The sequence below is a fragment of the Lysinibacillus sp. NPDC048646 genome (genome assembly GCF_050272295.1).
GTDB lineage: Bacteria > Bacillota > Bacilli > Bacillales_A > Planococcaceae > Lysinibacillus.
The window spans coordinates 194998-208424 of sequence record NZ_JBNNLZ010000005.1 but is presented as its reverse complement, the minus strand read 5'-3'; the positions used below and the strand labels follow the sequence as shown (position 1 = coordinate 208424).

General features: G+C 37.1%; 13 protein-coding genes. 5 read left to right on the top strand and 8 right to left on the bottom strand.

The genetic code is table 11. The features are described 5' to 3' along the window. Window positions 1-268: 268 nt before the first annotated feature. Both ACQKII_RS08715 and ACQKII_RS08710 read right to left on the bottom strand, forming a co-directional pair. Window positions 269-1330, bottom strand: coding sequence for an LLM class flavin-dependent oxidoreductase (locus ACQKII_RS08715; protein WP_427458360.1), 1062 nt, complete (start codon window positions 1328-1330; stop codon window positions 269-271). Between the two features lie 159 nt (window positions 1331-1489). Further along, window positions 1490-2755: an MFS transporter gene (locus ACQKII_RS08710; protein WP_427458358.1), complete on the bottom strand. Its 1266-nt coding sequence runs from the start codon at window positions 2753-2755 to the stop codon at window positions 1490-1492. Window positions 2756-3055: 300 nt separating this feature from the next. Here ACQKII_RS08710 and ACQKII_RS08705 point away from each other — a divergent pair, with 300 nt between their 5' ends. Next, entirely contained in the window at window positions 3056-3637 is a 582-nt protein-coding gene (locus ACQKII_RS08705) for a TetR/AcrR family transcriptional regulator (protein WP_427458372.1), read from the top strand. Between the two features lie 75 nt (window positions 3638-3712). Here the strand turns inward: ACQKII_RS08705 and ACQKII_RS08700 are convergent, their stop codons facing one another. The 3 genes from ACQKII_RS08700 to ACQKII_RS08690 form a co-directional block, all read right to left on the bottom strand. Further along, complete coding sequence (locus ACQKII_RS08700) at window positions 3713-4192, bottom strand: GNAT family N-acetyltransferase (RefSeq protein WP_427458356.1); 480 nt, start codon at window positions 4190-4192, stop codon at window positions 3713-3715. A gap of 191 nt (window positions 4193-4383) precedes the next feature. After that, window positions 4384-5727, bottom strand: a complete 1344-nt coding sequence (locus ACQKII_RS08695; protein WP_427458354.1) for an MATE family efflux transporter — start codon at window positions 5725-5727, stop codon at window positions 4384-4386. Beyond that, window positions 5714-6181, bottom strand: coding sequence for an N-acetyltransferase family protein (locus tag ACQKII_RS08690; RefSeq protein WP_427458352.1), 468 nt, complete (start codon window positions 6179-6181; stop codon window positions 5714-5716). The genes ACQKII_RS08695 and ACQKII_RS08690 overlap by 14 nt, the downstream gene beginning before the upstream one ends. An 84-nt stretch (window positions 6182-6265) precedes the next feature. On the opposite strand from ACQKII_RS08690, the gene ACQKII_RS08685 reads away from it, so the two are divergent. The 4 genes from ACQKII_RS08685 to ACQKII_RS08670 all read left to right on the top strand — a co-directional run bounded on the left by ACQKII_RS08685 (window position 6266) and on the right by ACQKII_RS08670 (window position 10359). After that, entirely contained in the window at window positions 6266-7108 is an 843-nt protein-coding gene (locus tag ACQKII_RS08685; RefSeq protein WP_427458350.1) for a MerR family transcriptional regulator, read from the top strand. A 451-nt stretch (window positions 7109-7559) separates the two neighbouring features. Beyond that, window positions 7560-8162: a TetR/AcrR family transcriptional regulator gene (locus ACQKII_RS08680; RefSeq protein WP_427458348.1), complete on the top strand. Its 603-nt coding sequence runs from the start codon at window positions 7560-7562 to the stop codon at window positions 8160-8162. Between the two features lie 142 nt (window positions 8163-8304). Beyond that, on the top strand, window positions 8305-8961 hold the full coding sequence (locus ACQKII_RS08675) for a DJ-1/PfpI family protein (RefSeq protein ID WP_427458346.1): 657 nt from the start codon (window positions 8305-8307) through the stop codon (window positions 8959-8961). A gap of 222 nt (window positions 8962-9183) precedes the next feature. Next, window positions 9184-10359, top strand: coding sequence for a DUF4272 domain-containing protein (locus tag ACQKII_RS08670; protein ID WP_427458344.1), 1176 nt, complete (start codon window positions 9184-9186; stop codon window positions 10357-10359). Window positions 10360-10497: 138 nt separating this feature from the next. On the opposite strand, the gene ACQKII_RS08665 is transcribed toward ACQKII_RS08670, so the two are convergent. The 3 genes from ACQKII_RS08665 to ACQKII_RS08655 form a co-directional block, all read right to left on the bottom strand. Continuing rightward, a complete protein-coding gene (locus tag ACQKII_RS08665) occupies window positions 10498-11904 on the bottom strand; it encodes an erythromycin esterase family protein (RefSeq protein ID WP_427458370.1) in 1407 nt (468 codons plus the stop codon). 212 nt (window positions 11905-12116) lie between these two features. Further along, window positions 12117-12470 carry a hypothetical protein gene (locus ACQKII_RS08660; protein ID WP_427458342.1) on the bottom strand — a complete coding sequence of 118 codons (354 nt, stop codon included), beginning with the start codon at window positions 12468-12470 and terminating at the stop codon, window positions 12117-12119. A gap of 21 nt (window positions 12471-12491) precedes the next feature. Beyond that, window positions 12492-13187, bottom strand: coding sequence for a DUF2225 domain-containing protein (locus ACQKII_RS08655; protein ID WP_427458340.1), 696 nt, complete (start codon window positions 13185-13187; stop codon window positions 12492-12494). Between the last annotated feature and the right edge of the window lie 240 nt (window positions 13188-13427).

Below are 13427 nucleotides of genomic sequence, written 5' to 3'. Positions count from 1 at the left end.
ACCATCAACTAGTACTCACTTCTGAATTTTATTTATTCCAAAAGGAAGAACGTCTAAATTTTTCTTCATTTTTAGATAGCAAAAATTTAATAACGACTTTGCTCATCTTTCTTAAAATTTAAAGTTATGCCCCAGCCTCTTTAAGATTAAATGTCTAGTGAAATGGTATCTACACTATATTGCCAAACAACTACTTTTATTTCATGCATGATTAACTTTATTAAATTAACAATTAGTTAATAGCTTTTTTTCTTGAAGGGTGCACTCTTTATTGATCGCCCCTTGTTTCAGCTTCCCATTTGGCTATTTCCTTTCTTACTCGGGGTGCTACCTCTGTTCCTAACAGCTCAATAGCTCTCATCACTTCAGCATGTGGCATGGAGCTTAACGGTACATACATCATAAAGCGTGTAATGCCAACATTTTTACGAAGGTGAATAATCTTCTGAGCAACAGTCTCTGGATCACCAACATATAGAGCACCGTCGAAGCTGCGAGCGGCATCGAAACTAGAGCGGTCATAATGCCTCCAGCCTCGCTCCTTGCCAAGTTTATTCATGCCTGCTTGAGTAGAAGGGAAAAATGTCTCTGCTGCTAGTTCAGTATTGTCTGCAACAAATCCTATCGAATGCGACCCAACCTTTAGTTTTGATACATCATGACCAGCGTGCGCTGCGGCATTTTTATAAAGTTGTACTAGCGGTTCAAACTGCATAGGGTTGCCACCAATAATGGCCAGCATCAGTGGTAACCCTAGCAAACCAGCACGAATCGCAGATTGCTGATTGCCTCCGCTACCAACCCATATTGGTAAAGGGTTCTGAACGGGCCGTGGATATATGCCTAAATTATTAATAGCTGGTCGATGTCGGCCATCCCAGGTTACTTTTTCAGATTCTCGTATTTTGAGCAGCAATTCCAAATGTTCATCAAACAATTCATCATAGTCATTTAAATCATAGCCAAACAATGGAAAAGACTCGATAAAAGAACCCCGGCCCGCCATAATCTCTGCACGCCCATTTGAAATGCCATCGAGCATAGCAAAATCCTGAAAAACCCGTACTGGATCAGCTGAAGAAAGCACCGTCACAGCACTAGTCAGCCGAATATTTTTGGTCATAGATGCAGCAGCAGCCAGCACAATTGCTGGAGAAGATGCTGCATAATCCTCCCTGTGATGCTCCCCTACACCAAACACATCAAGTCCCACCTGATCGGCAAGAACAATTTCTTCCACAACTTCACGTAATCGTTGTGCGTGACTGATCACTTCACCAGTCTTAACATCCGGTTTTGTTTCTACAAACGAAGTAATACCTATCTCCACAAATTATCTCTCCTTTTCCCATAAGCTTTCTCCGTAATCAGTTTTGCAAGCAAATAGGTTTTAATTTCATATATCTTTATTTCGAATTATTTTTATTCCTTCTAGTACCTGTATCGTGCGGATTCATTATGTAGAACTTGACAATGATAGGACACAGGCTTATTTTATTGCGAGAGAAGTACGACAGGTCATCGCCCAAAATAGAAGAGCTAAAGCACTAACAGAGGCACCGAGTATGCATACGCCTTCCCAGCCAAAGTGTGCATATAATTGGGTCGATGCAATTGAACCGCTAGCACTACCGATAGAATAGAACACCATGTACCCAGCAGTAAGACGACTACGCGCTTCCGTACGCAATGGAAGGATCATCGCTTGATTAGTGACATGTACGGCCTGCACTGCCAAATCAAGCAGAATAATACCTATAACTAATGCGAATAACGAATGCTCTGTAGAGCTAATGAACAACCATGAAATCAACAATAGCAACAAAGCAATGCCCGTCGTTCTCTGTCCGTAACCTCGATCAGCTAACCTTCCCGCACGTGCAGCAGCTAAAGCTCCCGCTACACCTGCAAGGCCAAACGCTCCAATTGCACTGTGCGAAAGAGATATTGGTGGCGTGCTAAGGGGCAGTACAAGTGAAGTCCACAAAATGTTGAAATCAGCAAAAATCAGCAGAGCCAAAACAGAGCGGATGCGTAACACACGCTCTTGGATAAACAACGTAAAGACTGATTTAAGTAACTGAGAATACGAAAGTGATTTTACCTCGCGTTCAACATTAGGTAACACCCTAAAAAACATACATACTATAAAAAACAGTAGCGCAGCAGAAACAAGATATACGGAACGCCAACCCGCAAGATCTGTTAATATCCCTGCAATAGATCGTGCAAGAAGTATGCCGATTACAATTCCGCTAGTTACAACGCCCACGACACGTCCTCGTTCTGCAGGGGCAGCCATAGTTGCTGCGAACGCCACAAGAGTCTGAGTCACAACCGCAAGCAGTCCCACCAAAGCCATACCTGCGAAAAGTATAGAAGTATTAGATGAAGTTCCAACTATAACCAAAACAATAATGGATAATAACATCTGACCGATGATCAAACGGCGCTGATTCAGTAAATCACCAAGTGGTACTAGCAGCAGTAATCCCAGACCATAAAAGATTTGTGTAATGGTTATAACAATACCAATGATGGAATGGTCAATACCAAACTCACTTGAAAGTTGATCGAGTAGCGGCTGTGCGAAGTAGATATTCGCAACTGACATACCACATGCAACTGCAAACAATACTGTCACATAGCGAGACATAGAAGAACCATGAGCTGAATCAGTTGTGATAAATGCACCTACTGGCGAGTTCATTTTTATCTCGGCATCGCTTGTTACTTTTTCTTTAACCCCCTTCATTTTGTACACACCTTCTCTCAAAATTTAAAAACAAAGAAAAATATCATACCGATTGGTACGATATTAAGCCAAATAAATATACCTTATAAAACCTATTTCTGTCAAATAGGATTTTAGGTGAAGCATTTAATGCCATAATGTAGTTATCTTTTGTTAGGTTAAGCTCAAACATAATTGACAACATGAATGATTAAATATAAAATTATATTATACTGTTTGGTACGTAAATGTATTCAATTTTATTTAGTCGGAACAATTGAATGAATGATAAATAATCAAGAATAATGCGAGGTATTGATGATGGGACGAAACCGCGAATTTGACGAAGAAAAAGCATTAGATGCAGCTATGCAACTATTTTGGGAGAAGGGATATGAGGCAACATCATTAAGTGATTTAACCTCTAGAATGGGTATTCAACGCCCCAGTGTATACTCAGCCTTTGGAGGTAAAAAAGAATTGTTCGAAGCAGCGCTACGTAAATACACGATGGCCCGTGCTTCTGAAATTCGAACGAAACTCCAAAACATTCCATCTGCAAAACAAGCATTCCGTACTTTTTTTGAAGATTTGGTTACTGAGGAATACACAGAAGGTTTCAGCCGAGGATGTTTTTCCATTAATACAATGGTCGAACTTGCGCCTCATGATGAGAAATTCGAAATTCTTACAAGAGAACATCAAATGTACTTATCAGTCATATTTCAAGAGACCATTGAACGAGGTATACAATCGGGGGAACTTGAGCAAGGGATAAATGCGAAGGCTTTATCTCAGGCTTTGCTCGTATCATTAATTGGTCTAACCGTCATAATGAAATCTCGTCCTGAGCGGTCATTTGTTGATAATTCTGTGGAAGTGATGCTTGCATTGCTAAAGTAAATAACAGGAATCTGCTCGATTTCCACGGGTAAGCCGCAGACGTCTCGCAGATTCTTTTCTATATAGTACACCGCTTTATTTAATGAGCAGATTCATTAGAATTTGTTCACCAATACGTCCAGTTTTTCGTATTCCTGTATCAACAAATCCAACTTTTTTATATAAATGTTGAGCTGGAATGTTTTTTTCATTTACAACCAGAATGACTTCATTATAACTAGGGAAAAATTCTTTCATAAAATGAGGTAAAGCAAGCATGCCCTCCTTGGCAAACCCCATACCTTGATGTTTATGATCTACAGTTAACGCTGTTAAAAGTAGTGCGTTTGGATTGTTTGAGTAGTCTTTTACTCTCTTTGTGGTATGTAAAAGAAAGAATCCGACTGCTTGTTCTTGGTGAGTAATGACGATACGATATTGCCCATCTGTTGTATTGATAATTTCTTTTGGGAGTGCTGAAAATTGTATTTGCTCTAGAGGTAGATCAAAGTTTTCTAAATCATTGAGAAATTTTTCATCAAAGTGCTCTAATTGAACCGAACTTATCTTATTCATGTACATCCCGCCTTTTCAATAGTATGAATTTTCATCATAGCATAAAATAGAACGTTTGTACTCCTTTTTGAGATTTAGCTAGCTTATTTACCAGGTAATATCTGCTGAAATGTATTGGTGAAATAAAATTATAAAGTTATCCCCCTTTCGACGAGATCATCGAAAGGGGGATAACGTTTTATTCATCCTTCTTATGAATTAAAAATAGAAGAAATTACTTTTGGCTTTTTCTTCATATACAAGAAAATAAGTAAGCTGGTAATGCCTTCAGCAACAGGGAATGTCCACCAAATTGCCTGTGCACCAAGTAGTTTTGGCAATAATATGAGGGCAGGTATAAATAATATAATACTGCGAAGTAACATGATAGTTGTTGCGAGACGAATTTTTTCAATGGATTGGAAAAATTCCGCAAAAACCATATTTATACCTAAAAATATATATCCAATCGCGAAATGAGCAAAGCCAAGTGCGGCCATATTGCGAATGTCAATTGTACTGTCGCCGAATAAAGCCATTAGCTGTGAAGGGAATAACGTAGCAATAATGGTAGTGATTAATCCTAAAATAAGTGCGGTCGTAATACCAATTTTTAGAAGGACTGTTAATCTCTTTATTAATCTGGCGCCATGATGATAACTGACGAGCGGTTGTAGTGCCATGCCAATGCCAAGGAATACAGTTAAAAGAACGGTATGAATATAGTTGACCATTGCATAGGCAGTAACGCCATTTGCACCTAAATAGTGTAAAAATGTTACGTTGTACAAAATAATCATGACAGCCATTGAAGCTTCCACTATAAAGCTTGGTAGGCCAATGGCAAATATTTTCTTTAAATCTGACCAATTAAAAAACTTAGATACAAATTTTAGCTCAGATCCATTCTGGAAGAAATGTAGGCACAGTACAGACATCCCTAAAATCGTAGATATCGCAGTCGCTAATGCACAGCCAGTTACACCGTAATTTAATACGAAAATAAAAATATAGTTTAAAAGTATATTCAAAATAGACGTCGTAATTAAACCCATCATTGCAAGCTTTGGATTGCCATCATTTCGAATAAAAATACTTAATAAGTTTTCAATTGTATAAAAAACACCAAATAACAAAATAACATGCAAGTAATCTTGTACATAAGGATAGGTAACATCGCTTGCGCCAAATATATAGGCAATATCTTTTAAGTTGAATAAAAGTAATGTAATCAATGTTACGACTACTGTCAACATCGTCAAAAAAGATAATGTGAAAAGCTGATGTGCACGTTTTTTATTACCCTCACCAAGAGAGATGGAGTACATGGTGGCACCACCCATACCAATCCACAAAGAAATAGATAATAGAATGGAGAAAATCGGCACTGCGATATTTACTCCTGCAAGTGCTGTTGGTCCAACACCATGACTAACAAAAATACCGTCCACTAAAATATTGACGGACATCAATAACATACCAATCATAGCTGGAAATAAGTATGATAAAAACAACGGCCTTAGAGGTCTTGTTTCAATAGAATTAATTGTTGTCATGATTGTGTACCTCCTTTACCATCACCTTTTCACCTTGTTCATCTAGTTCACCGTTGAAAACGAATCCGAATTTTTTATAAAGTTGAATGGCAACATTATTATGGTCGTAGACACTTAAATATAATTTTCGGCAATGGTAATCCCTTACTAAAAAATGTATAAGCTGCTGTAAAAAATACTTTCCCAATCCTTGATGTTGATAGTGTTCATCAATAAAATATCGGTCCAGCCAAACCCGCTGCGTCTCATCCTCGTGCGGAAAAACGCCATACATAGCAAATCCAACAGCAATGTCATCCTTATACAGTCCAACAGGGATATAACGTCGGTCGTTTTCAGCCTCAGTTAAGCATTGCAATGTCGTTTCAATAAAATCCTGCTGATAGTCGGCAATGCGTAATGCTAAAATTTCTTCCTTGTTTAAAGAAGTGATGTCACGTATTTCCGTGAACATAATGTCAAAACCTTTCTAATTTTATTGTGATTAGCTACAATTTAAGGTATATAGTAACTATATAGTCAAGAGAGGAAACTTAATATGCTTAATAAAAATGTGAAATTTTTTACAACAGGTGAATTCGCTAAGCTTTGTAAAGTGAATAAACAAACGCTGATTTACTACGATCAAATAGGATTATTATCACCAATCATGAAAGATAATAAAGATTATCGCTATTATTCAATTGCACAATATGATTTTTTTAGTGTTATTGAATTATTAAAGGCGGTCGGCATGTCCCTAAAGGAAATTCAGGCCTATATGGCAGATAAATCGCCCGAGAATTTTTTAGAATTGATGCGTCAGCAAAAGGGAATTGTTGCGAAAAAGCGCCGAGAGCTTGAAATGATTGAAAATATTATTGATGTGAAAATTGATTCAACAGAAGAAGCTCTACATCTTGATTTTGATAGCATTACAATCGAACATTTCCCTGAAGATACATTATATTTAAGTAAAAATATTGAGGACTCCACAGAAGAACAGTTTGTGAAGGCAGTCTCTGATTTTATCGATGAATTAGATCGCTCACAGTTGGATACAGGCTATCCAATTGGCGGTATTACGAAAAGAGAGCAAGTGTTAGCTGGTAACTATGATAATTATTGTTTTCTATATATGGAGCAGCCCAATCCACGTGAGGGCCACCCATACTTTAAAGCGATTGCAGGAGATTTTATTATTGGCTACCATGTGGGGCCATCTACTACACTTGGTGAAACATACGAGCGATTATTTAACGTCATGCATGAAAAGGACTACGAGTTAGGGCAGTACGTTTATGAGGAATATATTTATGACGCGGTAATTAAAAATCGTGAGGAGGAGTATGTGACAAAAATTATGATGGAACTTGTAAAAGATAAAAGTAGCGGACTGTAGGTAGAGGTAATTATTGAAGTAACATCCAGAGAATTTTGTGGAATCCCTAAGAGAAAGGTTGCTGACAAGTAAGTTCATCAGCAACCTTTTTTTAATGTTTGGTTAAGTTAATTTCAGAATAATTGTTCTGAATTTCTTCTAATATATTTTTATTTGTGCCCTTTCAATTTTTATCAAAGAAGCCCAGAGCCATTTCATTGATCAATGTATGAATTACCTTCACGTCTGTGCCGGATTCATTAATAATGGGCGAAACAGCAGCTAAATCTGTAAAGCTACCATGATTTTTTTTGGTATTTGTCAAACAACTATTTTATTATGCAATACAACTTAATTAACTACGGTAAAGGAGATTGTATGGTAAAAGCGCTAGAAAAAGATTGTTACTAATTTAAAGTTATTGCATTATTAGCTATAATAGTTGTTACATTACATGGGGAGGAGAATATACATGAATAAAGTAGATGAAACACGCAATCTTATTATTCAAACTTCCTTAGCCTTATTTAATAAAAAGGGTTATAGTCAAACTTCTATACAAGATATTATGACAGCCACTGGACTTCCTAAAGGTGCTATATATAGAAGATTTGAAAACAAGAACGATATTGCAATTGCTTCATTTGAATATGCGGGCAGCCTTATTTGGCAGTATTATTTTGAAGCAACGAAATATATGGTTACGGCGACCGATAAATTAATAGCGATGTTTCATATCTACCAAGATGCTGTTAATAACCCACCAATCGAAGGGGGTTGCCCTCTACTTAATACGGCAATCGAATCCGATTTTGGTTTTCCAGAGCTTCATGAAAAAGCCTCAGAAGCTTACAATCGAACTGTGTTTTTTATACAAGGCATAATTGATGAGGGAATTCACACTAAGGAATTTCGGCAAGAGATGGATTCGTATTCTTTAGCATCTTTTTTATTTTCGACTATAGAGGGTGCAGTGATGGCAAGCCGTCTATCTTTAAAAAATGAACATATGAACCATAGTGTTGAACAAGTGAAAATACTTTTACAGCATTATACAGAAAAGAACCAGAGTTAAATTCTTGGTTCTTTTTTTGTATAGAAATATGTGGAGTTATCCTATATAATGCTAGTTAAGGACCGAACCGTCCGGTCTTATTTTATCTAAGGGGTGAAACTTTCATTCTCTATAAATAATGAAGTTAAAAGGAGAGGTTAATATGAAGGTCGTAATTATGCTTTACGATGGAATCACAGCGTTAGATGCAATTGGTCCGTATGAAGTATTTGCAACAGTAGAGGGCATGCAAGTACAGTTTGTCGCTAAAAATAAAGGATTAATAAAATTAGATTCTAAAATGGGATACTTACATGCAGATTTAAGTTTTTCTGAAGTACCATCAGCCGATATTCTGGTCGTTCCTGGTTGTCGCCCACCTAATTTTAAAGTGCCAATGAATGACGAAGAAACATTGCATTGGATTCAGCAAATTCATGAAACGACTAAGTGGACGACTTCCGTGTGTAATGGTTCTCTAATTCTGAGTGCCGCAGGTTTGCTAAAAGGAGCGAAGGCAACCAGTCATTGGGGCTCCTTTGACATTCTAAGCTCTCTTGGTACCATGCCAACTGAAGAAAGGGTAGTTCGCCAAGGTAAAATCGTTACGGCAGCGGGTGTCTCTTCTGGTATCGACATGGCTCTTCAGCTAGTAGCATGGGAATGTGGAGAAGATATTAGTAAATTAGTCCAACTGTTATTGGAATATGATCCTATGCCTCCGTTTGATGTGGGTTCGCCAAAGAAAGCTCCGGCTCCAATGGTAGAGCAATTAAAAGTGATGCTTGAAGAACTTGCGAAACAAGAACCTGAGATTTAACACATACGATGAGATAAAGGAGGCGATTTAGTTATCGTCTCCTTTTCTATTTTAACTTTCTGACAGGTCATGAATAGTGTGAGTGAATACTATAACTATTACAAAGAACATATTATCTAGATTATCGGTAGTTAGTGAAAATTAGGTGAAAGGATAGTCATAGAAATCCGAAATACTTAATAGCTTTATAATTTATTAAAGTATTGCTGAGGAGAGATAAGATTGAGAAATTTTACTATATTTGCTTCCAAGAACGACATTGATGATATTGAAAATAAGATATCAGATGTTTTTGCGAAAGGCTTCGAAATTAAGAGAGATGACAATGAATATTTTATCAAATTCAAAACGCTATTTAAAAAATATAAATTTACGATAAGGGTCATTTCTGAAGAGACGGACCCAAGTTACTTCGATAAAAATATACCTGGAATGATGGGATATTATAATGACATTCCTTTTGAGGATGAGAACCTCAAAGGATTGGTATTAACACAAATATCCGATTTAAATACGGTGGTTGCCATCGAAATGGACAAAGATATGAATGAGGAACAGATGCAGTTATTTACGAGGCTGCTATCGCAAATAGGAGGAATTGGCTTTTTACCAGATGGTACTTTATTAGATCAAGAAGGTCTTGTTATTGTTTATCCAAATGGGGAATCTGGGTCTGCTAATTTTAGACCACATGGTTGTACAAGAAAAGTAATGGGGCAGGAGGTACCATCCGAAGAGGGGGAACTAAGAAAGAACAAGACAGAGGCTTATTTAAATGAAAATGGGATATCCTTTAATCATTCCTTACCTCAGCTCGTGGCTATAGAGCAATGTCAGTTTAAAACGCATGAAGACATAGCCAGAAGAGCTGTCGCTTTGTTAATTGTCATTCAATACGCTTGTGATGTAGTGCAAGGTGACAACATCCATGAATCCAAAGATTTTTTCATTAATATGCTGCAGAGATATGGCGTGAGAGAATTCTTGACTGATAATGAAAGCAATTTTCTACAAGCTGAAGAACCAAGTAGACAAGGGGCGGTCAATATTTCTTGGCAATATGAAGCTTACTGGGTACTTGTTTGGGCCCTAGGTCTTGTGAATACGCTGGAATTTCCTGATGATGTATGCGACTGTGCTTATGCAATTAAAGTCGTTTCTAACCACGAAACATTTGAACAGTTCTACCTCCATACTACGATGCGTAGCACAGAAGAAATACTGGATGAGGCCGATAAAATTTATAGACTGCACTGGGCATGCGTAGATAGTCGAATAAAAGGGCAAGACTGTCCTGCCGGTATGAACGAAAGTATTGTCATGGAAAGACGCAGAGGATTGTTCTGGATGATAGGCCATCGAAATGAAGGCTGGGATAATATTTCGATGGATACTTAGAAGATGATAACGAGATGCAGGCTAAGGATCTTTTCCTTAGCCTGCTTTTTTCAATAGAGATAGAAATGGAGTGATGGATAGAATGGTCGAACTGACGGATAAAATAGCGAAACTAACCGATACGATTCTCAAATCCTTCTACTTTACATAATTTGGAATACTCGCCTTGTCAATTAGAAGAATTCCATCATATTGATCGCGTGGCACAAGACTTTCCTGCATAATTCCCCAACTATATGATAAACGTGGTTCAAACATCCATGAATTTCCTCGTTCATTTTGACGGTTTCGTAAGTCTATGAAGGTGTAAGGTTTATTTGTTGATGAAAGAATATCTTCGACTGATCCTTTTGCTGGTGGCAAGACATTCATAGGTTTACGCATATTGTTTGCCGTTTCTCCACCAGCCATATAAAGACCAAGCACATAGCTATATTTCTTGTAGATATCTGGTAGGCGTTCACCCATTAATTTTACCGGATAAGGAGAACCCATAACTTCTGATTGGGCTTTACGAATATGGTCATTATGAGCCCAAACAATAAATTTTTCTGTCGGGTAAATTTCTGTGGACAACCAAAGCAAGTTTTCTAGCATTGCTTGATCTCGCCATTCCATCGTTTTCAAAAATGATTCAGGGTTATTTTGTTCGATTTCAATGTTGGATTGAATTGTAAGTTCTACATATTCGCTTGCTAAATCGATACGATCAGCTAGAGTTCTCTCCATAAGTTTTACAATATGAGGTTCGTTCAGATATGCTAACTTTAATTCTGCTTCCTTGAGCTTCACTTGTGATTTTACCTGCGTATATACATCGATGATACTTGGCTTTACCTTTCTATAACCTTGTAAATCCTTGCTAGAGCTCCATTCAGCTAACTGCTCTTCTACGTCACTGAACTGTTTAGCTAACTCACTATTTTTTAACCAGTCACCGTTTGTATATGGACCTTGTTGCTGAATATCAAATCCTGCTAGAGCTAATGGCTGATCGGTTTGCTGAGTTGTCTTAGCATATTCAAACAACGGTAGTGTTTCCTTTGTCCACCAAACGCCAAAAATAGCATCCTTCATCGTTTGTTGTGCGGCTTGCTTGTCAATCTGTCCTTGGGCATTCATGACATTGCCCATACCACTTTCAAATGCAAGAACGTTGTAACCCATTTCTTGATGTAAAAATTGGATGATGCGCGTTTTGGCAAGGTTAAATTCAGCTACTCCATGCGAGCTCTCACCTAGAAAGACAATGCGTTTATCGTGTAATAATGGCTTTAATATATCTAAATCATCAAAGTGACTAGATGGAATCTGCTGTTTTTCAAGTTTTTCAGGTTGAATGGACGTTAAACTATAGGCATGGTCATTCACCCAACTTTTCCATTCTTGTAGTGTTTCATTTGATGTACGCGCTTGCTTAACCTCTACATACTTATTTTCCACTGTCTTTTGCTCTGTAATGGCAGGGACAGCTGCTGAGGCATTGGCTACATTGGTGAAGACTAGTAAACTAGTAAAGGCTACACTTAATGAAAGCAACACCATTTGTTTCTTGCTTTTTTGCTTATACGACTTAATCAAAATTCATCGGCCCCTCTCTCTTGATGAGTCCAATTATAATGAATGAAGTTTAAAATCGTGGTGAAATTTGTTTAAATTTAGTTTAAATTCCTTATTTTTCTTAATAGAGCGGACAAAAAAACACCTCGAGATGTGTAAGTGAAAAATTTATACATATTTCGGAAGGTGTGTTTGTCTTATTTGTAATGGTATGTGCCTGCACGTGGATTGTTACGCTGTATTTGGTTAAACCAAGCTTGATCTTTTTTCTCTTGATTTAAAGTACTAACGATGGATGATGAACAGTTAACACAGATTTTTGCTTGTGTAATTTTTCCACATCGCTCACATGGTGCGCCGATATTAGGGAATATCGACTTTTTTAATTTACCTGCTTTTACCCATTTATAAATCAAATCAGATGAAACGCCTGTTAATTCAACAACTTCATCGTTTGTTAAAGTGCGATTATTTTTTCTTAGTAAAAAATGATGTAATTCCGAAAAAATATCTTCTTCTCTCGCATCAATTTTTTTGCCAAACAGCTGCATTTTGTTTCCTCCTCGATTACATCATTTGATGATTTCCCCTATATTTTCATTTACGTTAATTGTTTGCTCATCATATTTATAATTTTCCCAACGATTACGAGCAAATTTTCGATATTTGTTGGATATACTGCGGTCTGAAATTAAGCGAGAGAATCCTTTTTTTGCTTCTGCCATATCACCGATTCGTAGGCTCAGTTCAGCATGTAAGAATTGGATACGTTCCTCGCCCTCTTGGTTGGAAGCAAAAGACTTACTGTAAAAGTCTCTAGCTGCAAAAAGATAGCGCATTTCAGATTCATGTTCATTTTTTAATCGGTAAAGCCAAGCTATTTTTAACGCAAAATTTGCCATTAAAAGAGGCTCTTCCATCGATGCCCTCGATACGAGGTATGCTAATTTATAGCTACTAATTGCGTCATCTATAGTTCTTTCCTGACAAATGTTCATCGGTTTTTGCAGCTCTTTAATGTACAACTCATCGATTAACAACATGAAAGGACCGTAAGTTCTTGTCATGGACTTATGGTAGGCATATCCACAATGTGGACAAACCGCTACTTCATAAAACAATGGATTCAATCCTTCATAAATGGGCATGAAGTCTGTTTGTTCCTCAACTATTTTGTAGCGATTTGGACGCACCTTATATGTAGTAAAATGTTTTTTGCAAAATTTACACTCTACATTACTTTCATAGTAATAAATGTTAAAAGCCATGGGATTCAACTCCTTTGTAACGAATTCATTGTTATTTCTTTTGTTCTATTTATAGAATGTATATGCTCGTTCAATAGATTTATTTAACTAACTCTTATTTTAACAATTCTATGTTTATTGGTATACTCCTTTAGGATTATTAAAATTATATTGGTTAATATTTATGTTGTTTTTATGTAAGTAAGAATTTTTCTGAAGTGTACTTGTAATAGCATTTATCGGCGTGTTTGACATAAAGTT